The organism is Acinetobacter sp. WC-323 (genome assembly GCF_000314615.1).
In the GTDB taxonomy this organism is placed as follows: Bacteria; Pseudomonadota; Gammaproteobacteria; order Pseudomonadales; family Moraxellaceae; genus Acinetobacter; species Acinetobacter courvalinii.
The window spans coordinates 36,350-60,565 of sequence record NZ_AMZS01000028.1; the positions used below are offsets into that span (position 1 = coordinate 36,350).

Below are 24,216 nucleotides of genomic sequence, written 5' to 3' on the forward strand. Positions count from 1 at the left end.
AACTATGTACCTTCCTGAAATATTTGAAGAAAAAGACCCTCAAAAACTTTATCAACTGATCCAGGATTATCCGTTTGCAACGCTTATCAGCCACAGTAGCGAAGGTCTGGATGCCAATCATTTGCCTTTTAAGCTGATACCGGATGAACAAAATCAAACGGCGACACTGCTTGCGCACATTGCCAGAAATAATCCATTACACATGCAAATCCCAAACGGCACAGAAGTCCTGATTATCTTTCACGGTGAACAGGGTTATATTTCACCGAACTGGTATCCCAGCAAACAACAGCACCATCAGCATGTACCGACATGGAACTATCAAGTGGTACATGTCAAAGGCAAAATTCAGTTCTTATCAGATGAAAAAGTATTACGTGGTATTTTGGCGAAGCTGACACGGACACATGAAGCCAATCAGCCTGTTCCATGGAAAATGTCCGATGCACCTGCCGAATACATTACTCAGCAACTACAAGGAATTGTGGGTATTGAAATTCAGATCACCGGGATCACGGGCAAATTTAAACTCAGCCAGAACCGGGAAAAAGTCGATGCCTTAGGCGTAGTGGATGGGCTGGAAAAATACGGCAATCCCACTCTGGCAAAAGCCGTACAGCACTATATAGAAGATTAAGCAGACTTTTGGGCTAAACTGACCCGATCATTGCCGCCATAGTCCTTGATGGTCTGGATTTGCTCAAAACCCTGCTGCTCAAAGATTTGACGAACAGCCTCACCTTGGTCATAACCATGTTCCAGTACAATCCAGCCCTCTGGTTTGAGCCAGTCCTGGCCTTGCTGGATAATGGTTTCAATATCCGCCATGCCATGGTGATCTGCAATGAGCGCAAGCTCAGGTTCAGACTTGAGCTTTTGCATATGCACATCTTCTGGATCAATATACGGTGGATTTGAGACAATTAAATCAAACTGCTGCTGATCCAGTGCTTCAAACCAGGCACCACAGGCAAATTTCACCTGCATGAGACCATGCCGAAGCGCATTTTCCTGCGCAACCGCTAAAGTTGGCGCATAAATATCAGTCGCCATGACCTGCCACTGTGGGCGTTCACTCGCCAGTGCCAACGCAATTGCACCCGTCCCCGTACCTAAATCAACAATATTAGCCTGTTGATCCAGCGGCAGCTTTAATACCGTTTCTACAAGAATTTCAGTATCTGGACGCGGTACCAAAGTATCATGCGTCACTTTCAGGTCTAAGGTCCAGAATGGCTGTGAACCGGTGACATAAGCCAGTGGTTCACCCTGCTCGATGCGGGCCAGTCCTTCCAGAAAAGCCTGCTCCTGCATGTCCGTCAATTCTTGCTCAAGCCGAAGTTTCAGTTCTAAGGCGTTAATCCCCAAAAGATGCTCAAGTAGCCATGCCGCCTCTTGGCGCTCATAGCTATCAATTTCACCTTTAATCTCTAACGCTTGAGCAATATTCATTAGCCGCCATTTTCCTGTGCAAGCATTGCCAGCTGATCGGCCTGATATTCACGATGCAAGCTATCCAGTAATTCGGTTAAATCACCTTCCATAATCGCATCTAACTTATATAAAGTCAGGTTAATACGGTGGTCGGTCATACGACCTTGCGGATAGTTATAAGTCCGGATACGCTCTGAACGGTCACCTGAACCGACCAGATCACGACGCATTTCTGAGGTTGCTGCATCGGCCGCTGCACGTTTGGCATTTTCCAGACGCGACACTAACAACGCCATCGCTTTGGCTTTGTTCTTATGCTGTGAACGCTCTTCCTGACATTCCACCACCACACCTGATGGGATATGGGTAATACGTACCGCAGAATCGGTTTTGTTAATGTGCTGACCACCCGCACCTGATGCACGGTAAGTATCAATACGTAAATCGGCAGGATTGATTTCCACGGTGGTATCGACATCCACTTCTGGAAGAATCGCAACCGTACATGCCGAGGTATGGACACGGCCCTGTGATTCCGTTGCTGGGACACGTTGCACACGATGCGCGCCGCTTTCAAATTTCAGGCGACCATACACACCTTCACCATCAATCCGGCAAATGATTTCTTTATAACCGCCGTGCTCACCTTCATTTTCAGAAAGCACTTCTATACGCCAGCCTTGGGTTTCAGCGTATTTACTATACATACGGAACAAATCACCCGAGAAGATCGCAGCTTCATCACCCCCCGTTCCAGCACGTACTTCAAGATAGGCTGCATTGGCATCGTTTGGATCTTTTGGAATCATCAACACATTCAGCTGATCTTCAAGCTCAACCAGCAGTGCCTTATTTTCTTTAATTTCTTCTTCTGCCATATCCTTGAAATCAGGATCTGACTTCATCATTTCAGCAGTTTCGATATCTTCTTCCGCTTGACGATACTTACTCCAAACTTCGGTGATTTCAGTTAAATCATTATGTTCACGAGACAATTTACGGAAACGTTTATTGTCCGAAATCACTTCTACATCAGCGAGTAATGCAGTCAGCTCTTCATGACGATCACAAAGTTGATCGAGTCTTAAACGGAGTGATGCTTTCATGGGTGGAATATCTCAAAAATCTAAAGACTCAGTGCAGATGAAGCATGAGTAAAATCAAAAAATTGCGCATAGTTTACAGACTCTGCCACTTAAAAGACATAGTGAAATAGTGGAACTTACCATTCCCCCATCATTTCATCACAAATTGTTCAGTTTTAGTTTTTACGACTTGTTCTCTGCTCAGTGCTTGGCTATAAATAATACAGGACAAATAGAATGATAAAACAACAGGATAAACCATGAATAATTTTATTAACCGACCCACATCGGCCTTTATTGCAGCAAGCTGGGTAGCCTTACTCGCCGGTGCTGTCGGCTTTATGATTGGGTTGTGGAATGCCAACATGCCCTTGCATGAAAAAGGTTATTATCTGGTGATTTTACTTTATGGACTTTTCTCGGCAGCCTCCCTTCAGAAAACCGTCCGTGACCAGCTCGAAGAGATTCCGGTAACGGTCATTTACTATGGACTGTGCTGGGCCTCCATGGCAGTGTGTATTGTGCTATTACTGATTAGCTTATGGAATGCTGAACTGAGCATGAGCGAAAAAGGCTTTTATATTATGTCTTTCCTGCTCAGTTTATTCGGTGTGGTCGCCACTCAAAAGAATATTCGTGATCTTAATTATTTACGCCTGCAAACAGAACCTCATCCTCGTCAACTTAAGCTGAATGAGGATTCTGTAAAAGATCAGCCACAGGATTAATGGGTATTGTTCAATAAAGGCTTAAAAAATATTTAAGCCTTGCTTGCAACATTATTCATCTAAGCCACTGTTTTTGAAAACTTATACAGTTTAAAAAAAGACAATCTAAAACAAAAGATTACAATCTGGACACCAAAGAGTAATACTTCTGGCATGCTTCTCCACACTTTCATTCTCAAACTTTGTTACATTTGCAGCCATTACAAAGAGGTCCGATTTTTTGGCGGACACGGAGTCAAAAATGAAATTAAACGCTTGGTTATGTAGTGCAATCTTTGCAACTTCATCACTTGTTACTGTCGCTCATGCCGATAACGGAACTCGTGTGGCAGCAACATCTGCACTCGGCAGTGTCGTGGGTACGGCACTCGGTAAACAAATTGGTGGCAATAACGGCGCAATGATTGGCTCTGCGCTTGGTGGTGCTGGTGGTGCAGCTGCTGCAAGTAGCAAACGTACACGTACTGAAGCTGCGATTGGTGGTGGTCTAGGTGGCGTGGGTGGTTATACCGTAGGACGTAACCTTGGCGGCACAACAGGCGGTTATATCGGTGCTGCTGCGGGTGCCGCAGGTGGTTCAGCCTTAGGCCGTAAAGTAGGTCAAGACCGTTACTATGACAATCACCAATCTAAAAAATACAAGAAAAAGAGAAAGCATCGTCATCACTAATTTCTTAGAAAGCACCTTCGGGTGCTTTTTTATGGGCTGAGCTTTCTCTACACGACAATAAAATCCTGAGCAAAATGCTAGGTTGAATCCTGTTCCTGAACTTTTTAGAATAATTCCCTATTTTTTATATGCCTTTTTTTTGCATGATGAATACCGAATTACTCTCTCCTGCCGGTTCGCTTAAAAATATGCGCTATGCCTTTGCCTATGGCGCAGATGCGGTCTATGCTGGCCAGCCTCGCTATAGCTTACGTGTACGGAATAATGAATTTGACCATGACAATCTAAAAATCGGGATTGATGAAGCGCACGCCTTAGGCAAAAAATTTTATGTGGTGGTGAATATCCAGCCGCATAACAGCAAGCTTAAAAATTTTATCCGTGACCTTGCACCGATTATTGCCATGCAACCGGATGCATTGATTATGTCTGATCCAGGCTTGATCATGATGGTACGCGAACATTTCCCTAAAATGCAGATTCATCTTTCGGTACAAGCCAATGCCATTAACTGGGCCACAGTAAAATTCTGGAAAGATTACGGTCTCAGCCGCATTATTTTGTCTCGTGAACTGTCAATTGAAGAAATTGAGGAAATCCAGACACAGGTACCAGAGATCGAACTGGAGGTTTTTGTGCATGGTGCCCTCTGCATGGCCTATTCCGGACGTTGTCTGTTATCCGGCTATATGAATAAACGCGATGCTAATCAAGGTGCCTGCACCAATGCCTGTCGCTGGGAGTATAAAATCCATGAGGCACAGGAAGATGCCAATGGTGATGTGATACCTGTTCAGCAACTTGATACAAAAAACACTTGCTGCGCTCAGCGCCCTGATGCGGCGATTTCAGCACAAACCGTTCTGGTACAGCGTAATGATGAAGATATGTTTGCGGCTGAAGAAGATGAGCATGGCACTTATTTCATGAATTCAAAGGATTTACGTGCAGTACAGCACGTGGATCGACTTACTAAAATTGGAGTAGCTTCACTCAAAATTGAAGGTCGTACCAAATCCTATTTTTATTGTGCCCGTACCGCGCAGATTTACCGTAAGGCCATTGATGATGCACTTGCAGGCAAGGCATTTGATGCAAGCTTAATGAGCCAACTGGAAGGCTTGGCTAATCGAGGCTATACCGAGGGCTTCTTACGTCGTCATGTGCATCAGGATTATCAAAACTATGCAGATGGCTCATCTCACTTTGACTACCAACAGTTCTGTGGTGAAGTGATCGGGCGTAACGGCGACTATATTCGGATTGAAGTCAAAAACCGCTTTGTGATTGGTGATTCACTTGAGTTAATGACACCCAAAGGCAATATCAACTTCAAATTAGAACAGATGCGCGATCTTAAAGGCAATGTCATTGAGAATGCCAAAGGCTCAGGCCATATTGTCGAAATTCCCCTCTCTCCAGAGATTGATATTGCTTATGCGCTGCTGATCCGTCATTTACCTGATGCCACAATCGAGTTGCAATCTGCAGCACTTGCCTATTCGGCAGATTGATATGGCACTCATCATTACCAATGCATGTATCAATTGTGATATGTGTTTGCCTGAATGCCCCAATCAAGCGATTAATGAAGGTGCAAAAGTCTATGAAATCGACCCGCTCCGCTGTACCGAGTGTGTCGGTTTTTATGAAGTAGCCACTTGTGTGGCGGTGTGTCCGATCGACTGTATCAAACCCGATCCGCACTACCCTGAAACGCAAACTGAACTTTTGCAAAAGTTTAATCACCTACAAATGGCATAAAACACAGCGATAAAAAAAGCGCCTGACGGCGCTTTTTTCAGCTATACAAATTAGTTTGCATATACCGGGAATTTTGCACAAACTGCTTCAACTTTTGCTTTTACATCAGCGATAACTTTCTCATCACCTTTGCTATCGATCACGTCAGCGATCCAGCCAGCAAGTTCACGCACTTCAGCTTCACCAAAACCACGTGTGGTCACTGCTGGTGTACCAATACGGATACCAGAAGTCACAAATGGAGAACGTGGGTCATTTGGAACCGCGTTTTTGTTTACCGTAATATGTGCAGCACCTAACCATGCATCCGCATCTTTACCCGTTACGTCTTGTTTGATCAAAGACAATAAGAATAAATGATTTTCTGTACCACCAGACACAACATCATAACCACGTGCGATTAATACTTCAGCCATTGCTTGAGCATTCTTCACAACTTGTTGCTGGTAAGTTTTGAATTCAGCAGACATTGCTTCTTTGAAGCAGATTGCTTTTGCAGCAATCGCATGCATCAAAGGACCACCCTGGTTACCCGGGAATACAGCCGATTGAAGTTTTTTCTCGATTTCTTCGTTTGCTTTAGCAAGGATCAAACCAGAACGTGGACCACGAAGGGTTTTATGCGTCGTTGTAGTAGTTACGTCTGCGATTTGTACCGGGTTTGGATATACGCCAGCAGCAACAAGACCTGCAACGTGAGCCATATCAACAAACAGATACGCACCTACTTTGTCAGCGATGTCACGGAAACGCTGCCAGTCTACAACTTGGCTATATGCAGAGAAACCAGCAACGATCATACGTGGCTTATGTTCTAATGCTAGACGTTCAACTTCTTCATAATCGATTTCACCCGTTTCTGGGTTTAAACCATACTGGATTGCATTATATGTCTTACCAGAGAAGCTTACTTTAGCACCGTGAGTCAAGTGACCACCGTGCGCCAAGCTCATACCCAATACGGTATCGCCTGGGTTAAGAAGCGCAAGGTAAACAGCCGAGTTCGCTTGAGAACCAGCGTGTGGTTGAACGTTTGCGTAATCAGCGCCGAATAATTCTTTTGCGCGATCAATTGCAAGTTGCTCGATCACGTCAACATATTCACAACCGCCGTAGTAGCGTTTGCCAGGATAGCCTTCTGCATATTTGTTAGTAAGTTTTGATCCCTGTGCTTCCATCACAGCTGGTGAACAATAGTTTTCAGATGCAATTAACTCAATATGCGCTTCTTGGCGTACGCCTTCAGAAGCAATCGCTTGAGCTAATTCTGGATCAAATTCAGCAATAGAAATATTGGCAAACATTAGCGGAGGGTCCTATAAATTAGGGCTTTTAAGCCGTGCTAAAGATTGGTGCGTATTGTAGCACGAAGTTTGCCTTTTCACAGATTGATATTGATTAAATTCTTGCTGAATTTTACTGATCTTGCTTGGTATTCTATCAATCAAATAAAAAAGGATATGCAAATGGGATTTATTGACAAATTTCTTTCGAAGAAAAATCGTACACCAAACAACTCCGCTGAGAACCAGATATTAGAAGTTCCTGAAAATTGGAATTTTTATATGTGCCAAATAGATGAGCAGCCTGCCAGTTATTTCTTAAATCTCGCTTTAGCAGATGTGGCACCGCTATCAGAAAAATCAACCTTAGTATGGGTGGAAATACAAATGAACCACTCCAGAGAAGACGGGTTATCTTCCAGTGAAGAGTTCGATCATCTGGCCGAGATGGAAGATCAAATCATTCCCGCACTTACAAATCACCATCCGATACTTTATGTAGGACGTTTAACCCATAATCACTTGAGAACATTTTATTTCTATGCTCAGGATGGAATAGATGTCGAACATAGCATTGATCACATCATGCAAAGGTATCCAGACTATAGCTATCGATTCAGTCAAGAGAGCGATTCAAACTGGTCAACCTATTTGGATTATATGTATCCCTGTGAAGAAATCATGCAAACGATTTCCAATAGAGCGGTCATTGAGAACCTTCAAAGTCACGGAGACAATCTTGAGCTTGCCCGACCTGTAGATCACTGGATTTATTTTCAGAATGAAAATGACAGTACAAATTTTTTGAATGCCGTTAATGGCTTAGGTTTTGAAGTAGTGAGTCAAACATACCTTGCGGAGCCAGCACATCATCCCTATCAGTTACAGATTTCCAGAATTGATCATGTAGACCTACAGTCTATCGATGCATGTACCATACAACTCTGGAAATTAGCCCAGCAATGTAATGCAGAATATGATGGCTGGGAAACCCAGATCATTAAAAACTGATGAAACAAGCCCAATCATCGCAATTGAGCTTGTTTACGTCGTTAATGATTAATTGGCTGGCATGAGAACATTCACATCCTGTACGATTTTTGCAAGATTCGCTGTATAAACCGTAGTATGGTCCCAGGCACCCACGCGATAGTTGGCCTCAGGAATTGAGGTTCCGACCGCTCTTGCAGAAGCGACCAGTATATCCGTGACCTGTTTCGGCACTGTAGCATCAGCTACTCCTTGATAAACGATCACAGGCGTTGTGACTTTTTTCTGCAATGGCTGTGAATCCATTGTCAAGAAAGTACTGACGCTAGGGATCGACATAAAATTGTTTTTTGTTCTTGGATAACCTTGGAGCGTCTGGTTTTGTTGCGAATAAATATCCATTGCCTGTTTAAATCTGTCTTCCAAGACATTATAACAGGCAGAATCCTCAGCTGAGGTTTCAGCACTGGCTGCAATCAGGTCTGTCGGTGTATTAAATACATCACTAAATCTTAAACCTGGATTCTGGTTTTTAAGTCCGGCGGTAATCAAGGCAGTAAAGGTATCTAATGGGGCTAAGAGATCAATTTGAACCTGATCCGGTTTCCCAATCGCTGCTTGTTCACCACCAGCCAGAATTAATCCTAGGTTAGAAGCTGGTGCAATCGCAATTGTACCTTTATAGCTTAATTTCGCACGACTTTGGTATTGTGCAGCCCCAAGCACCGCCTGTCCCCCTTGAGAATGACCCACTGCAAGCCATTGTCCATTGGTTTTTTTGCCTAACCCTGTTAAATAATTACGGGCTGCAACCACAGCATCGGTAATTGAATAAGCTTCACTTTTAACATTCAGGAATGGATGGGCCTCTTTGCCGCCCGGCTCACCTAATCCCTCATAATCAGGTGCAACCACCACATAACCAGCAGCTAAAAGTGCTTTCAGTAAGACTTCATTCCCCATCAGTCCCTGCTTGCTCGGTGCGCATTGATCGGCAACGCCCGTTGTTCCATGTGCCCACACTACAATCGGCCATCCATTGGCAGGAGCAGGTGTTTTGGGAGTAAATACCAAAGCGGTCGCCTGTACTTCACCGCCATTCACCCCTAGCATTTTATACGTCATGACAACACTGTCGGTTGAGGCAGCGGCCATGCCATCTAACTCATAGTTGGCCGGAATCCCCACCACAGGGTCTTTAATATTATTCTCAGGAACTTCGGGTTTCGGTGTATAGGTTGTATCGCCATCATCACCGCCACCACATGCCGTCAACAATAGGCTCGAACTCAACATCGCAATAGATAATAATTTCATTTTCATACAGTTTTCCCTGAACTATTTTGTTTTTCATTTTAATACTTAGTAATTTTTTCACTAAGGCAATTCCTTCCATAAGAATGCGCTTAATATCAAATTGTTCAAGTATTTTTTCAATTTTCGCTGTTAATTTATCCAAACTCAATTTTATGTTTAAAAAAAATAAAGTGACCTTTACGGATTCAATCCTGTTTCAAATAAATTTCTTGTAAGATATTGGCATTCTCCACTCAGCTCAGGTCGACTTTCATGCAAGCCATTATCCTAGATACAGAAACCCATACCTTGAATGGTTTGCCGATTGAAATTGCCTACGCTCCGATTGAAATAGAAAATGGAAAACTCAGTCTAGATAAAAAGCAGATTTTTGATCAGCTTTATCAGGTTGGACAACCGATTTCTTATGCAGCCATGGCAGTGCACCATATTTTAGAGTCTGATCTGGTGGGACAGCCTTTTTATAATGAGTTTCAGCTTCCGACTCAAACCACCTATATTATTGGTCATAACGTTGACTATGATATTGCCGCTATTGCCCGTTGTGGTGTCGATGTATCTCAATTAAAGCCAATCTGTACTTTAGCCCTTGCACGCCATGTCTGGGAAAATGCTGAAGCGCATAATATCTCTGCCCTCATCTATCTGATTTCTAAAGGTAGCGATAAAGCGCGTGAAATGCTTAAAGGTGCGCATCGTGCCGATGCAGACATTATCTTAACAGCCAATATCCTGATGCATATTATTCATCAGCTGAATATTCAAGATATTGAACAACTCTATGTTGCCTCAGAACAGGCACGCATTCCTAAAAGTATCACCTTTGGCAAACATAAAGGGACTGCCATTCAGGACCTTCCTGCCGACTATATTCAATGGTTGATGCGTCAGGAAGATCTGGACCCGTATTTACGCAAAGCCTTAGAAGCAAAATGAGTCAAATAAACTCAAAGCCAAAGCAGCTTAACAGCCTTCGATCTTGATTTTAAAAGGCAGTAATATTTAATAAATTGTTAATATTACTGTCATTTTTTAACTCTATCTTAATTTCCGTCTTATCTTGATTAGGGGGAAATTAAGAGATGTCACATTTTTTTAAAACTGAACTTGGGCAAAATGCCTTACAACAACGCAGTATTGCTTTAACTGCCCGCCAACGTCGTTTATTACTTCTAATTGATCACGAAGATTTTAAAGAGCTTGATCAGGCGTATAAGCAACGGATCGCACCCACCGAACTGGTGCAACAACTGATTGATATGGGACTATTGGCGCAACAGCAGTCCTCACCTGTAAATAAACAACAAAGCCAAACAACGTTAACCATGGCTGCTTTTGATGAGGCCCTATCTACTCTATCGGCGCCAGTTCAAGAAAAGCAAATAATTCGACCAGCGCCTATAGTTGAAGAAACACTTGAACTGGAAAAACTTGCTTTTGTTGAAATCCAGCAGGTTATGATTCAGACACTAAGCAGCTATTGTGGTTTGATGGCTCGCCCGCTAATACAAAAAATTCAGTCGATTGATTCGTTAAATCAGCTGAAAGCTTGTCAGATGCAATGGATTACCTCATTGCAGGAATCACGGATTCCACCAAGCCAATTGAACCAAACCTTGAAACTGATTAATTATTCTGTACAGCATTTATCATAATCAATAAAGATTTGATGAATCATTTATGAGCTTTGAGTGACTGAACATACAAATGGAGCACCTCTTTCAAAAGGTTCTCCATCCAGTACAATCAGATATAGCCCTTCTGTTTTTAACAAGCTATTGTATTTTCGCCCTGGTGACGATGCCTCAAACTCTTTGGATAGTTGATTAAATACATCAGCAAAATTGGGATTCGCAAGTTTCAATAAATCCCGACAATATTTTAATGCCTCATTTTTTGAAGCCTGATAATCATTCGGATATCTTGAAGAGACAACAACCTCACTCCAACTTTCGAGATCGGGTCGTTTTGATACTTTAATATCCAGCCAATGTTGCTCTGGCAAGAAAAAATAACTTGAGTTGGCATCTATATTATTAAATCTCACCTGATTCTTATCAGCCCGAACCTGAGAATCAAGATCAACCAATTGTTTAGAAAGTCGATTCACAAAAGTAGTCATCGCCAGATAATCTGATCTTTCAATATCTGCGACCTTTTTATAAGAATCCGTACAACCTGCACTCAGAAGCAAACTTAATATTAATATTTTCTTATACATGTTTTATCCAACACACTGATGTTTTAGGTTGTAGCGATTATCAATAGGTTAATTTACCTGTGGACTGTAAAATTATCATAAGAAAAATGCTGGGTAGCTACAATTGTTGAGAGTTAACTAATTGAATAGATATAATATATGAGTAATTTTTTTAGTCTTAAAATGTAAATTTGGTGCGCTCAGCGGGACTCGAACCCACGCCACAGGCTTCGGAGACCTGTACTCTATCCAGTTGAGCTATGAGCGCATGCGAGCCACATCATAGGCAAAAAAAACATATTGGTAAACATGTAGGCTTAAACAAAAATGTTTTTTGCTTATTAAAACAACAATTTCATGTTTTTTATTACGACATGATTAGTTTTAAGCCCCAAACTGGATAAAAAACATGACTATTCTCTTTTAAATCAGGTTGAATACACAACGTTCTGTTTTTAACACGCCATAAACCTATTTTTCTACTTGGTTTATTTTTTCATATCGCTCAAAATACCCGTTCTATTTAACAACGTGAGACGTTTATGACTGATGCTTTGGTGTTGAGCGATTTGTCCAAAACTTATCGTAATGGTTTTCAGGCGTTAAAAGGTATTAATTTAACCGTGCCTGAGGGTGAGTTTTATGCATTATTAGGCCCTAATGGTGCAGGAAAATCAACGACGATCAGTATCATTAGCTCTTTAGCCAAAAAAACATCTGGTTCAGTTGAGATTTTTGGACATAACTTAGATACCCATCCTTCTCAAGCAAAACAATGTCTTGGTGTTGTTCCTCAAGAATTTAACTTTGGTCAATTCGAAAAAACCTTCGATATTCTAGTGACCCAGGCCGGTTATTACGGCATTCCTAAAAAAGTGGCAGAACAACGTGCCGAACATTATTTAGAAAAGCTTGGCCTATGGGAAAAGCGTAATATTCAATCACGTATGCTTTCAGGCGGTATGAAACGCCGTTTGATGATTGCACGTGCCATGATGCATGAGCCGAAGCTCCTGATTCTGGATGAACCTACTGCTGGTGTTGATATTGAGCTACGTCGTTCGATGTGGGACTTTCTTACCGAAATGAATGACAACGGTACCTCTATCATTCTGACCACGCACTATCTAGAAGAAGCAGAAATGTTGTGTCGTCGTATTGCAATTATCGATCGTGGTGTGATTAAAGAAGATACCACCATGAAAGGCTTCCTTAACCAGTTAAATGAAGAATCATTCATTTGTGATCTGGCTGAACCGATTAGTGGTTTTGACCTGAATATTATCGGCTTCAAATTTAATCTGATTGATCCTGTGACTCTCGAAGTCACCATGGATAAAGCACACAGCATGAATGACCTGTTCCTGTTATTGCAGTCTCAGAACATTCAAGTAAACAGTATGCGGAATAAATCCAATCGTCTGGAAGAGTTATTCGTGAAAATGGTCGAGAAAAATCTTGCAGGAGCGAATGAATGAACTTCAGTCAATTAAAAACTGCACTCTGGACTTTAGTTGTTAAAGAAATTCGTCGCTTTATGCGCATCTGGCCACAAACCTTGCTGCCACCAGCGATCACCATGAGTTTGTACTTTGTGATCTTCGGAAATCTGGTCGGTTCACGTATTGGCGAAATGGGCGGCTTTAGCTATATGCAGTTCATCGTGCCTGGTTTGATCATGATGGCGGTCATTACCAATAGTTATGCCAACGTTTCTTCGAGTTTCTTTAGTGCAAAATTCCAGAAAAGTATTGAAGAACTGATTATGAGTCCCGTGCCACTGCACTTAATCCTGTGGGGTTATGTGATTGGTGGTGTCAGCCGTGGCGTTCTGGTTGGCCTGATTGTGACCATCATGAGTTTGTTCTTTACCCATTTAGAAATTTATAATTTATTTGTGACGATCTACACCGTTATTATTACTTCATTATTATTTTCTCTGGGTGGCTTTATTAATGCCGTGTATGCGAAGTCTTTCGATGATATTTCCATTATCCCGACTTTCGTATTGACCCCACTTACCTATTTAGGTGGTGTGTTCTATGCCATCAGTGCATTAAGCCCTTTTTGGCAAAACGTCTCTTTAGTTAATCCGATTGTATATATGGTCAATGCCTTCCGTTACGGCATTTTAGGACACAGTGACGTCAATGTGGCCTTCTCTTTAGGTGTTGTGACCCTGTGCTGTGTTGTCCTCTATGCAATTGCCTATCATTTATTAGCTCGTGGTTCAGGAATGCGTGAATGAGTGTTGAACTTTCTTTATTGGGTAAAGACACCCAATACCCGACTCAATATCAACCGGAAGTTTTATTTCCAATTGCCCGTGCTGAGTCTCGTCAACAATATGCGCATATTGAAGGCATTACTCAAGGTAAAGACTGGTGGCATGTTTTTGAAATTTCATGGTTGAATCAGCTAGGTTTGCCTCAGGTGGCGATTGGCCGTTTAACCTTGCCAGCCAGCTCACCGAACTTAATTGAATCAAAGTCACTCAAGCTGTATTTCAATAGCATGAACTTTACACAATTTGATTCGAAACAAGCCTTTATTGCAACAGTTGAACAGGATCTGTCCAAAGCTGCGGGTGCTCAAGTTGAATTACAGCTATTTCAAGTTGATGACTTGGAGATTTCAAAACCGCAAGGCATTTGCATTGATGATTTGGTTCCTGAGCGTCTTTCAGAACATCCGGATTCAAGCTTATTGCAATTCGATGCTACGGCCGAAGAAAATGTAGAAATTGAACTTTACTCTCACCTTTTAAGAAGTAATTGCCCGGTCACAGGTCAACCAGACTGGGGTACAGTTTTTATTCGCTTGCAAGGTAAAAAGCCTTGTTATCGCAGCGTTTTAGCTTATATTATCTCGTACCGTCAGCATAATGGTTTCCATGAGCAATGTGTCGAGCAAATCTTTGCCGATATCTGGCAACTTTTGCAACCTGAAAAACTGATGGTTTATGCAACTTATACTCGTCGCGGGGGCTTGGATATTAACCCATGCCGAGTATCAGATTTGTCATGGATGCCCGAGCCAATTCGCTTGGCACGACAATAAAACGAATAAATTTGATATATAGAGGACGTTCTTCAATGACCAGTTATTTCGGTATTCTTCCGTCAGCAAGTTTGAGTCAGGACATTCAGCTTGCACAAGCCAATCGTGACAGTAAAGAGCCTCAATACCCTTTACGTGACAAAATCTCTCTACAGCTTACTGATGAGTTAATTGACACCATGTTGGTTCACCTGGTTCAGCAGTTTCCACCAAGTGATAAACGGGATACCACCGAAGGTCTGGCGATTAAAATTCGCGGCATTGTTGAAACACTCATGAAACAGTTGTTAGGCAAAGCGTCAAATGATCAGGTGCGTGAATCTTTAGCCTTTATGGAAAAGAGCCTGTTCATTGACAATGACGGTAAACAACGCATCGGTACAGTATTACCAGATAGCCTTGTGACTGACATGAAAAAGAGCTTTGCCGAAGTGGCTGCCGGAAACGGTAAAGAGCAACGCGATGTATTAACACAACAGTTTAAGACTTTCGCTGATGCGCTGATTCATCACTTTATGACTGAATATAACAAGACTCTGGGTCTGGGTATGGTCAAACGTGGCGTTGCCAGTGTGGCAACCAGTGGTGTTGAAACCGCCGTGCATATCGTGATCAAGAAATTGATTCCAAGCTTAAGCCAGGTTGAACTTGAAGTCTTCACCAAGCACTTTGATCAATTATTGGTTCAAAAATAAGCTTTGCTCCAGAAGAAAGCGACGATTGCAAAATCGTCGCTTTTTTTATGCCGATTTTATGCAAAATTAACCGCTTATAAATGTCACAAATTCTAAATTTGCATTGTCTAAATTGGCGATTATGTTAGCATGCGCGAAGCGTTGATTTACTTGATTTAGAATCGCATGTCCCCAAGCTCACAATACAAATTTTTGCGTCAAGCACCACGTGATGGCTTGAGCACAGCCAATCAACTTTCCCGTTGGCAACAACTTCACCTTGATCCCTGGCTCTGTCTGTTTTTAATTCTCAATGCCATACTCGGACTGACGGTTTTATATAGTGCATCTGCCCAAGACGTCGGGCTTGTTACCAAACAGGCGATGAGTTTCGGGATCGGCTTTGCCGTGATGTTTGGTTTGGCCCAGATTCCACCCAAAGTCTATCAGGCATTCTCACCTTACTTTTATATGTTCGGTGTCTTATGCCTGATTGCAGTGATGGTCTTTGGTGAAGTGCGTATGGGTGCACAACGCTGGATTGACATTCCCGGCTTTGGTAGTGTGCAGCCGAGTGAGTTTATGAAGATCGGCATGCCAATGATGGTGGCCTGGTTCTTGTCACGCAAGGCCCTGCCGCCAAGCTTCTCTCAGGTTATTCTATCGTTAATGCTGATTGTGGTGCCTTTCCTCCTGATTGCAGAACAACCTGACTTAGGCACCTCCTTACTGGTCCTTGCCAGCGGGATCTTTGTGCTTTTCCTCAGCGGCCTGTCATGGAAATTGATTGCGGCAGCCGCAGGTGCTGCAGGGATTGTTATTCCAATCGCCTGGGAATTCTTACTGCATGACTATCAACGTCAACGCGTATTAACACTTTTTAATCCTGAAGCAGATGCCTTAGGTACAGGCTGGAACATTATCCAGTCCAAAACTGCGATTGGTTCTGGTGGTTTTTCGGGTAAAGGTTTCCTTGAAGGTACACAATCACATTTACACTTTTTACCAGAAGGTCATACTGACTTTATTATTGCAGCCTATTCAGAAGAGTTTGGCCTGATTGGTGTTACCCTGCTGATTCTTCTTTACTGTGCAATTATTTTCAGGACCTTCCAGATTGGCCTACAAAGCTTTCATAACTATGGTCGCTTAGTGGCTGGCGCCTTTGGTTTGTCATTTTTTGTTTATGTATTTGTAAACGCAGGCATGGTCAGTGGTATTTTACCTGTAGTAGGTGTGCCTTTGCCGTTCATGAGTTATGGCGGAACTGCAATTATTACTCTTATGTCAACTTTTGGACTGGTTATGTCTATTCATACACATCGATAATGAGGAATTTTATAAACTTATGTTTCTTCCTACTTTAAATAACACTTTTAAATTTTTAACTTTAAGTGCTGGTTTATTCTTGAGCAGTAATTGGGCACAAGCAAATGAATTTTATAATCACCCGAATTACTTTGCGTTTAAACAAAAAGCCATGACCACTTATGGCTTAAGCAGCGAACAAATTGATGCTGCCATGAGCGGTGCACGCAACCTGCCTAACATTCTAAATATCATGACCCGCCCGGGTGAAAGCAAACCTTGGTATCAATATCGCTCGATGTTTTTAGTCGAAGGTACCATTCAACGTGGTGTCCGCTTCAAAAACGAGTATGAGGATGTGCTTAATCGCGCAGAACAGCAGTATGGCGTCCCTAAAGCGGTCATTTTAGGTATTCTCGGCGTAGAAACCGGTTATGGCGCAAATAAAGGCTCTTTCATCACACGTGATGCCCTTGCAACGCTCGCTTTTGGCTATCCACGTCGTGCCGACTATTTTAGTGATGAACTCGCAGCGCTCATTTCCTGGACCTATAAAGAAGGTTATCCGACGAATAGCATCGTTGGCTCTTATGCAGGTGCAATTGGATATCCACAATTCATGCCAAGTAACATTCAGAAACTTGGGGTCGATTACGATGGCAATGGACACATTGATCTTAGAAATTCTGCTGCTGATGCGATTGGATCAATTGCAAACTATTTAGCTCAGTATGGCTGGGAACGTGATCGTCCAATTGGCTTCCCTGCACGCTACTCAGGCAATAATCCTGACAGCGTAATTGCCAAGGACCTTACCCAGCCAACGCCTTATGGTGAGCTGAAAAGACTGGGTATCACCCCCGTTAACCCATTGGTAAAAATTGATGATCTGGATCTGGTGAATGTGATTCAATTACAAGATCAGTTTGGTCCGATTTACTATATTACTTATCCAAATTTCCAGGTGATCACCACCTACAATAAGAGCCGTATGTATGCGACAGCAGTATGGTTATTAGGTACAGAAGTAGCTAGCCGATAGGCTAGCTTTTTTACAAGATTATGGAAAGTCAATAATTTTTTAATAAAAAACGAACACAGAATCAGCAAAATTCATTTCTTGTTACAATATTGATTATTATTTAACCGCAAACTGTAAGTTTTTGCCCTTTTTGTAACTATTTATCGTTAAAGACTAGACACACTTCGTAAGCGATGAATATTATCGCCGCAAGTTAAAAGTAATTGCAAAAGTGAATAATTAGACATGTGCACTATATTTCAGGCAGTTTTGATGAAATAGAAAAGCATGTTCTCTAGGAGTTTATACAATGCAGTTTTCGCTAAAATATATTCTAGCGCTGACGGCAGGCTTAAGTTTAAGCCCGTTACATGCTGAAATGGTACAGTCTTCATCATTATCAAATGATGTGGATGGTTCTAATTTGGCTGCCCGCGTTCTAAGCAAAGATTCTCAAAATTTTAATTCTCGTTTCTCTAACGTTAATAGTCTTTCAATCACTGAGAGTTCAGGTGACAAAGTACGTCGCCAGACGATTGCTGCAAAGATCGATATCCCTGAAGAAGAGCCTTCAGTGATTGAAAAACTGAATACTGTTGCTTCGAACACAGTTCGTAAATTCAGCCAAAGTGGCGTTGCCTCATGGTATGGTCGTCAATTCCATGGCCGTAAAACAGCAAGCGGTGAAACATTCGATATGAATGCCATGACTGCTGCACACCGTAGCCTGCCTTTGAACTGTTACATCCGCGTAACTAACAAAGACAATGGCAAGAGTGTGGTTGTGAAAGTCAACGATCGTGGCCCATTCCATGGTAACCGTGTATTAGACTTATCTTATGGTGCTGCCAAGCAACTCGGTATGTCTAGCGCTGGTACGGGTAATGTCAGCATTGAACGTGTTGATGGTCCTAACTCTTAAGCATTGAACCACAGCATTCAAAAAAAGTCGCTTCATGCGGCTTTTTTTATTTTTTATCGGCAATCTTTTTTAACGCTTTACGCCCTGTTCTTTTGTTCGGTATATTGAAGCCATAAAAATGAATATAGCGAGGAGCGCATTGTGAAATCAATTGAAGAGTGGTTTGATGAGTATAGCGATAGCCATCAGAACCAGACCAACAAAAAAATTCACTGGGTTTGTGTGCCTGCCATCTTATTTTCGATTATTGGTATCCTTGCGCACTTTAGCACCTTACTTACCGCGTTATTGCTGGTTTTAACTTTAGTCTTTTATGCTCGTTTAGACCTGGTACTTGCAATTGCAATGGCAGCTTTATTGGCCGTGATGGCATGGCTGATTGTGATCTTGCCAGTCGGTGTTGGATTCTATATCGGGGTATTTGTAATTGCCTGGATCGGTCAATTTTATGGTCATAAAGTTGAAGGCAAGAAGCCTTCTTTCTTTAAAGACTTACAATTCCTTCTGATTGGCCCTGTATGGTGCATGGACGCGTATTTAGCTAAAGTCCTACCTAAATGGAAAATTCGTCAAAAATTGGCGCTTACACGCTAATTTAGCGCCTATCTTGCAAGTAACCGATCAAGGAAAAATGTTATTGATAGATTTTTCCTTGATATTTTAGCCATCCATCCATGTGTTTTCCGCGTGGATCATGATGCGTCCAGTGAATCACGCCACCTTTCTGGCTATATTCATATTCACCATAGAACTCCACGACATCGCCCTTTTTAAGCCCCTCAATTCTTGGCGCCAAATCAATATTGTGCGCAATGAGAACGGTTAATCCATTGCCCAGCTTAAGAATCATTTTCTGATGTCTTGAGCCATCATTATCATCAGGCAAAATCGCTTTCACTACGCCCTGAGCTTGTACCTGAACATTACTGCGTTGCTGCTGATAAGCCTGCATGATCTTGTGCTGATCATCGACAGAAACCGTATTTTCGGTATTGGTGGTAAGAGCATCAGATCCGGTGTTTTGTTTTTGCTTAAGATCCAGACCAAAATAAGCCGCGATCAACAAGACGATGGCAACAATGATCAGATTATTTTTTTGATTTTTCATATTTCCCTTTTATTCAACTCAAGATAGCAAAATGCCAATCAAGGTGATTGGCATTTGCATCATACAAGGACTGACTGGCTTAGAACAAACGATTCATACCATTTAAAGACGCAACACGATAGGCTTCAGCCATGGTTGGATAGTTGAAAGTAGTCTCAACAAAATACTTCAAGGTATTGTTCGGACTATGCATCACCACTTGTCCAATGTGGATAATCTCTGCCGCATTATTCCCAAAGCAATGAATACCTAATACTTCTAAAGTATCACGGTGGAACAGAATCTTTAATTCACCCACCGTATCACCGGTAATCTGCGCACGCGCCAGATGACGGAAAGAAGCCTGCCCCACTTCGTAAGGGACTTTCTCTTCCGTTAACTCCTGTTCGGTCTTACCAATCGAAGAAATCTCTGGAATGGTATAAATACCAGTTGGAACGTCACGGATTGGCTTGACATTTTTCTCGCCAACCATGTTCGCACCTGCGCAACGACCTTGGTCATATGCCGCTGATGCCAATGATGGCCAGCCAATCACATCACCCGCTGCATAAATATTTTCTGCTTCAGTCTGATATTGATCATTGACCATCAACTGACCACGACCATTTGGTACCAAACCTACATTTTCAAGACCTAAACCATCGGTATTGCCTGAACGGCCATTACACCACAAGATCGCATCTGCCTTGATCTTCTTGCCACTTAATAAATGCAGAACCACGTGATCATCAAACGTCTCTAAATGATCAATCTGCTCATTGTGACGGATCAATACGCCTTGCTCACGTAAGTGGTATGACAATGCATCGGCAATTTCATCATCCAGATAGCTTAAAAGCTTTTGCTGGGTATTGATCAGATCAACCTTATGATCTAATCCAATGAAAATTGACGCATATTCACAACCGATCACGCCTGCACCATAAATGATGATTTTCTGGATGGCGAAATCAAGATCGAGAATCTTGTCTGAATCAAATACACGTGGATGATTAAAATCCAGACCTTTTGGCTGATATGGACGGCTACCTGTTGCAATCACAATCTGCTTGCAAATAATGGTGTCTTTAATACCATCCTGACCAAAAATCAGAACCGTGTTCTTATCCTGTATATAAGCACGACCATGAAAGACTTCGATTTTATTACGATCATAGAAACGTGTATGCGTATCAACTTGCTGTTGAATCACTTTATGCGCATTACGTAATACCTGTTTCATGGTGAATTGCTTCCATTCACCGACTTTCTGAAACATTGGATCACGCTGATAACGAATGATACTTGAAACTGTTTGACGCAAAGCTTTACTTGGAATTGTGCCTACATGTGCGCAGTTACCGCCGAGTTGATCACGAACATCAACGATTGCAACTTTTTTACCTGCTTTTGCAAGCTTCATTGCCGCGCCTTCGCCAGCTGGGCCAGAACCGAGAATTACTGCATCATATTTAACAATATTCCCACCAACGACCTCTTTCTTACGTGGCATTCAAAGCTCCTTTGTCTCTTAACCGTTTTTGCTCTCTATATGATAACCAATATGCAGCGAGATGATGTATTTCACAACTATATATTTTTATATATTTACATTTTCAAAATGAATACCACTTTTCCTGCTTTAATGCGGTAAATTTGACTATAATATTCACATATCTCAAATCAAAGGCTGTAGGAAGTATATGTCTGAACACCGTAAACCTGAACAGGGTATAAAACTTCGTGGCGCGGAAAAAGTCGCAAGAATTCCTGTAAAAGTTATCCCTACGGTTGAAGTACCTCGCAAACCTGACTGGATTCGAGTCAAGATGACCGCTCCAGAAGAAGTTCAGCGTATCAAAACAACCTTGCGTTCACAAAAACTGCATACCGTATGTGAAGAAGCTGCCTGCCCTAACCTGCCTGAATGCTTCGGTGGTGGTACAGCAACCTTCATGATCATGGGCGATATCTGTACCCGTCGCTGTCCTTTCTGTGATGTTGCACACGGTCGTCCAAATGCATTGGACCCAGATGAACCGCGTCACATGGCTGAAACCATTTCTAATCTTGGCTTAAAATATGCCGTGATTACCTCGGTTGACCGTGATGACCTGCTTGATGGTGGTGCTCAACACTTTGTTGACTGTATCAAGGAAGCACGTGCATTAAGTCCAAAAACCCTATTGGAAATTCTGGTGCCTGACTTCCGTGGTCGTATGGATATCGCCTTACGCATCATGACTGAATGTCCGCCAGATGTATTCAACCACAATATTGAAACTGTACCTCGCCTTTATAAAGCGATGCGTCCAGGCTCTGACTATCAGCATTCTTTAAACCTGTTAAAAATGTTTAAGGAATACTGCCCTGATGTACCAACCAAATGTGGTTTGATGGTGGGTATTGGTGAAACTGAAGAAGAAGTGATTTCGTTACTGGATGATCTACGTGCACACGATGTGGATTACGTGACCATTGGTCAATATCTGCAACCGTCTAAACAACATGCCCCAATTGACCGTTTTGTTACGCCAGAAGAATTCGAGCGTTATGCTGAACATGGCCGTAAACTCGGTTTCAGAAATATCTGGTCTGCGCCAATGGTTCGTTCAAGCTACTTTGCTGATCGCCAATATCATGGTGAACCAGTGCCTGCTGTACGCCGTAAGGCAGATCCTGCCAAGAAAATTGCAGTTCAAGCGATTGAGGCTTAAAATTTTTCGTTATGGACGTACTTCGGTACGTTCATTTTTTAATTTTTTGAGGATTATGTTTTAATAAAAATTTTCAGGTATTAGCCTCACAGTAGAGCATAATCATGCTTTAGGAATCTCAATTATCGCCTCAATAAGAGCTTCAACATTCCATTAATGCCCCCCATTACAATAGTCATCAATAATGACCAAGCTTTTCCATTTTTCCATCCAAGCTACTACCCGATCAAAATCTTCGGGTGAATCCATATCCATAAAAAATAGTAATTTTCTTTATCTATCCTATATTAAATCTTTTTTCAAATATTTTATGCCTTGATAATCTCTTTAGTATTAGGATTAAAAATAACAGAATTTGGTATATCTTCTAAATAGTCAATCATCAAAACCATATGATTTGTATAAGCTTTTAAGTCATTATCTGCAAATCTAACTATAATCCGCTTATTAATAGCAGAAATCTTATCCGCTTGGTTAGAATCAATATAATTTGCAATTATCCTAGAATCATCAATCACATTCCGCCCTGTTTCATAAAAGATAAGCATCCACCAATCCTCCCAAGAAAAACGTAGATGCTTATCTAAAGGGTTAAAGGGGTCTTCTTCATACTCAACAGAAAAGATACCTGTTTTTGAAAAATACTCGCTTAACTGTTTTTCTAACAACCCCAATGAAAAAACACCCGAGTCCTCATCAATCAAACAATAAAGTGAAAAAGCCATAACTTCCCCGTAGTTATATACATTCCTTTTATAAAAAAGGAGCAAATCTGCTCCTTCCTTAATTTTAATTATGCTAAAAGCTTAAGCAATATGCTTTTGTACCACAATCGAGCCCACTGAATAGCCCGCACCGAAAGAAGAAATCACAGCGAATTCGCCATTATCTACCTGCTCACCGGTACGATGCATCGCAATAATAACACCCGCCGATGAAGTATTGGCAAACTCATCCAAGATGATCGGTGCACGCTCAAGATCAGCATCTTTACCAACAACCAGTTTTAAAATCAGTTCATTCATGTTGGCATTGGCTTGATGCAACCAGAAACGTTTGATCTGTTCAGGGGTTAATTCAAGTTTTTCCAGTTGTGCGGTAATGATCTTCGCAACAAGCGGACAAACTTCTTTAAATACTTTACGACCGTCTTGACGGAACAGTTTGTCATCGACTACTGCATCTTCACTGCGATTCAAGAAACCAAAGTTATTACGGATATTATTTGAGAATTGAGTAAACAAATGAATATCTAAAATTTCGAAACCTGATTTGGTTTCAGTATCTTCAATAATCGACGCTGTCGCCACATCACCAAAAATAAAGTGGGCATCACGGGTACGATAATCCAGATGACCTGAGGTGATTTCAACATTGAGCAATAATACACGGCGAGCGCCACATTTCACCGCATCATAAGCTTGCTTCAAACCGAATGTTGCAGCAGAACATGCCACATTCATATCATAGGCATAACCTTTAATTCCAAGAGCTGTCTGGATCTCAATCGCAACCGCAGGATAAGCACGTTGCATGTTTGAACAAGCCAAAATCACTACATCGATGTCGTCAGCGGTTACACCTGCATTTTCCATCGCCTGTTTAGCCGCAATCACGCCCCACTCCGCTTGAAGTGAAAGCTCATCGTTGCTACGTTCCTGCAAACGCGGACGCAAGCGGGTTGGATCTAAAATACCTGATTTTTCGACCACATAACGACGTTTAATTCCTGATGCTTTTTCAATAAATTCAGGGCTTGAACCACGTAAAGCCTCGATTTCGCCTGCTTCGATCTGAGCGGCGTTGTCTTGGTTATATTGTTCTACATAAGCATTTAAACTTTCAACCAACTCTTCATTGGAAATCGATTCGGTTGGGTGAAATAAACCTGTACCTGTTATACGGATGCCCATGTAAAACTCCTGTAAAGAATGCTTCTAACTTTCATATTTC

Annotated in this window: 26 protein-coding genes and 1 tRNA gene; 17 read left to right on the forward strand and 10 right to left on the reverse strand. The window is 41.9% G+C overall.

Annotation, left to right across the window (positions count from 1 at the left end; genetic code table 11):
* Positions 1-4: 4 nt before the first annotated feature.
* The gene (locus ACINWC323_RS14825; RefSeq protein WP_009509532.1) at positions 5-637 is read left to right on the forward strand and encodes an FMN-binding negative transcriptional regulator; all 633 of its coding nucleotides are present in this window, start codon (positions 5-7) and stop codon (positions 635-637) included.
* Here ACINWC323_RS14825 and prmC read toward each other — a convergent pair.
* On the reverse strand, positions 634-1,452 hold the full coding sequence (gene prmC / locus ACINWC323_RS14820) for a peptide chain release factor N(5)-glutamine methyltransferase (RefSeq protein ID WP_009509526.1): 819 nt from the start codon (positions 1,450-1,452) through the stop codon (positions 634-636). The genes ACINWC323_RS14825 and prmC overlap by 4 nt on opposite strands.
* On the reverse strand, positions 1,452-2,540 hold the full coding sequence (gene prfA / locus ACINWC323_RS14815) for a peptide chain release factor 1 (RefSeq protein WP_004772635.1): 1,089 nt from the start codon (positions 2,538-2,540) through the stop codon (positions 1,452-1,454). The genes prmC and prfA overlap by 1 nt, the downstream gene beginning before the upstream one ends.
* Positions 2,541-2,779: 239 nt before the next feature.
* On the opposite strand from prfA, the gene yiaA reads away from it, so the two are divergent.
* The 4 genes from yiaA to ACINWC323_RS14795 all read left to right on the forward strand — a co-directional run bounded on the left by yiaA (position 2,780) and on the right by ACINWC323_RS14795 (position 5,681).
* Complete coding sequence (yiaA, locus tag ACINWC323_RS14810) at positions 2,780-3,247, forward strand: inner membrane protein YiaA (protein ID WP_009509570.1); 468 nt, start codon at positions 2,780-2,782, stop codon at positions 3,245-3,247.
* Between the two features lie 241 nt (positions 3,248-3,488).
* Entirely contained in the window at positions 3,489-3,917 is a 429-nt protein-coding gene (locus ACINWC323_RS14805; protein ID WP_009509507.1) for a hypothetical protein, read from the forward strand.
* Positions 3,918-4,063: 146 nt separating this feature from the next.
* Entirely contained in the window at positions 4,064-5,431 is a 1,368-nt protein-coding gene (trhP, locus tag ACINWC323_RS14800; RefSeq protein ID WP_032881156.1) for a prephenate-dependent tRNA uridine(34) hydroxylase TrhP, read from the forward strand.
* 1 nt (position 5,432) lies between these two features.
* Positions 5,433-5,681: a YfhL family 4Fe-4S dicluster ferredoxin gene (locus ACINWC323_RS14795; protein ID WP_009509523.1), complete on the forward strand. Its 249-nt coding sequence runs from the start codon at positions 5,433-5,435 to the stop codon at positions 5,679-5,681.
* A gap of 50 nt (positions 5,682-5,731) precedes the next feature.
* Here the strand turns inward: ACINWC323_RS14795 and glyA are convergent, their stop codons facing one another.
* Positions 5,732-6,985, reverse strand: a complete 1,254-nt coding sequence (gene glyA / locus ACINWC323_RS14790) for a serine hydroxymethyltransferase (RefSeq protein WP_005286522.1) — start codon at positions 6,983-6,985, stop codon at positions 5,732-5,734.
* A gap of 162 nt (positions 6,986-7,147) precedes the next feature.
* On the opposite strand from glyA, the gene ACINWC323_RS14785 reads away from it, so the two are divergent.
* Positions 7,148-7,975, forward strand: a complete 828-nt coding sequence (locus tag ACINWC323_RS14785; protein ID WP_009509487.1) for a DUF695 domain-containing protein — start codon at positions 7,148-7,150, stop codon at positions 7,973-7,975.
* A 48-nt stretch (positions 7,976-8,023) separates the two neighbouring features.
* Here the strand turns inward: ACINWC323_RS14785 and ACINWC323_RS14780 are convergent, their stop codons facing one another.
* Positions 8,024-9,277, reverse strand: coding sequence for an alpha/beta hydrolase family protein (locus ACINWC323_RS14780; protein WP_009509572.1), 1,254 nt, complete (start codon positions 9,275-9,277; stop codon positions 8,024-8,026).
* Between the two features lie 246 nt (positions 9,278-9,523).
* On the opposite strand from ACINWC323_RS14780, the gene ACINWC323_RS14775 reads away from it, so the two are divergent.
* Both ACINWC323_RS14775 and ACINWC323_RS14770 read left to right on the forward strand, forming a co-directional pair.
* A complete protein-coding gene (locus ACINWC323_RS14775; protein ID WP_009509516.1) occupies positions 9,524-10,207 on the forward strand; it encodes a putative quorum-sensing-regulated virulence factor in 684 nt (227 codons plus the stop codon).
* Positions 10,208-10,353: 146 nt separating this feature from the next.
* On the forward strand, positions 10,354-10,926 hold the full coding sequence (locus ACINWC323_RS14770; RefSeq protein WP_009509584.1) for a hypothetical protein: 573 nt from the start codon (positions 10,354-10,356) through the stop codon (positions 10,924-10,926).
* Between the two features lie 23 nt (positions 10,927-10,949).
* Here the strand turns inward: ACINWC323_RS14770 and ACINWC323_RS14765 are convergent, their stop codons facing one another.
* Positions 10,950-11,492, reverse strand: coding sequence for a hypothetical protein (locus tag ACINWC323_RS14765; RefSeq protein ID WP_009509561.1), 543 nt, complete (start codon positions 11,490-11,492; stop codon positions 10,950-10,952).
* Between the two features lie 171 nt (positions 11,493-11,663).
* A tRNA-Arg gene (locus tag ACINWC323_RS14760) sits at positions 11,664-11,739 on the reverse strand.
* Positions 11,740-12,013: 274 nt separating this feature from the next.
* Here ACINWC323_RS14760 and ACINWC323_RS14755 point away from each other — a divergent pair.
* From ACINWC323_RS14755 to ACINWC323_RS14720, 8 genes are all read left to right on the forward strand, one after another.
* A complete protein-coding gene (locus ACINWC323_RS14755) occupies positions 12,014-12,949 on the forward strand; it encodes an ABC transporter ATP-binding protein (protein WP_005230992.1) in 936 nt (311 codons plus the stop codon).
* Positions 12,946-13,719, forward strand: a complete 774-nt coding sequence (locus ACINWC323_RS14750; RefSeq protein WP_004772656.1) for an ABC transporter permease — start codon at positions 12,946-12,948, stop codon at positions 13,717-13,719. The genes ACINWC323_RS14755 and ACINWC323_RS14750 overlap by 4 nt, the downstream gene beginning before the upstream one ends.
* Entirely contained in the window at positions 13,716-14,531 is an 816-nt protein-coding gene (gene queF / locus ACINWC323_RS14745) for an NADPH-dependent 7-cyano-7-deazaguanine reductase QueF (RefSeq protein WP_009509514.1), read from the forward strand. Before ACINWC323_RS14750 ends, queF begins: the two co-directional genes overlap by 4 nt.
* A gap of 35 nt (positions 14,532-14,566) precedes the next feature.
* Complete coding sequence (locus tag ACINWC323_RS14740) at positions 14,567-15,226, forward strand: hypothetical protein (protein WP_005230994.1); 660 nt, start codon at positions 14,567-14,569, stop codon at positions 15,224-15,226.
* Between the two features lie 165 nt (positions 15,227-15,391).
* On the forward strand, positions 15,392-16,534 hold the full coding sequence (gene rodA / locus ACINWC323_RS14735) for a rod shape-determining protein RodA (protein WP_009509578.1): 1,143 nt from the start codon (positions 15,392-15,394) through the stop codon (positions 16,532-16,534).
* Between the two features lie 19 nt (positions 16,535-16,553).
* Positions 16,554-17,555 carry a lytic murein transglycosylase B gene (gene mltB, locus ACINWC323_RS14730; protein ID WP_005230996.1) on the forward strand — a complete coding sequence of 334 codons (1,002 nt, stop codon included), beginning with the start codon at positions 16,554-16,556 and terminating at the stop codon, positions 17,553-17,555.
* A gap of 289 nt (positions 17,556-17,844) precedes the next feature.
* Positions 17,845-18,456: a septal ring lytic transglycosylase RlpA family protein gene (locus ACINWC323_RS14725; RefSeq protein ID WP_004772666.1), complete on the forward strand. Its 612-nt coding sequence runs from the start codon at positions 17,845-17,847 to the stop codon at positions 18,454-18,456.
* A gap of 141 nt (positions 18,457-18,597) precedes the next feature.
* Positions 18,598-19,050, forward strand: coding sequence for an Mpo1 family 2-hydroxy fatty acid dioxygenase (locus ACINWC323_RS14720; protein WP_009509582.1), 453 nt, complete (start codon positions 18,598-18,600; stop codon positions 19,048-19,050).
* Between the two features lie 40 nt (positions 19,051-19,090).
* Here the strand turns inward: ACINWC323_RS14720 and ACINWC323_RS14715 are convergent, their stop codons facing one another.
* Both ACINWC323_RS14715 and sthA read right to left on the reverse strand, forming a co-directional pair.
* On the reverse strand, positions 19,091-19,564 hold the full coding sequence (locus tag ACINWC323_RS14715) for a DUF3465 domain-containing protein (protein WP_009509495.1): 474 nt from the start codon (positions 19,562-19,564) through the stop codon (positions 19,091-19,093).
* A gap of 79 nt (positions 19,565-19,643) precedes the next feature.
* Positions 19,644-21,059, reverse strand: a complete 1,416-nt coding sequence (gene sthA, locus ACINWC323_RS14710; RefSeq protein WP_005231000.1) for a Si-specific NAD(P)(+) transhydrogenase — start codon at positions 21,057-21,059, stop codon at positions 19,644-19,646.
* Between the two features lie 190 nt (positions 21,060-21,249).
* Here sthA and lipA point away from each other — a divergent pair, with 190 nt between their 5' ends.
* Positions 21,250-22,263 (forward strand): lipoyl synthase, encoded by a 1,014-nt coding sequence (gene lipA, locus ACINWC323_RS14705; protein WP_004772671.1) that lies wholly within the window; start codon positions 21,250-21,252, stop codon positions 22,261-22,263.
* Positions 22,264-22,571: 308 nt separating this feature from the next.
* On the opposite strand, the gene ACINWC323_RS14700 is transcribed toward lipA, so the two are convergent.
* Positions 22,572-22,988, reverse strand: a complete 417-nt coding sequence (locus tag ACINWC323_RS14700; RefSeq protein WP_009509557.1) for a hypothetical protein — start codon at positions 22,986-22,988, stop codon at positions 22,572-22,574.
* 81 nt (positions 22,989-23,069) lie between these two features.
* Positions 23,070-24,176, reverse strand: coding sequence for a beta-ketoacyl-ACP synthase III (locus tag ACINWC323_RS14695; protein ID WP_009509568.1), 1,107 nt, complete (start codon positions 24,174-24,176; stop codon positions 23,070-23,072).
* Positions 24,177-24,216: the final 40 nt, after the last annotated feature.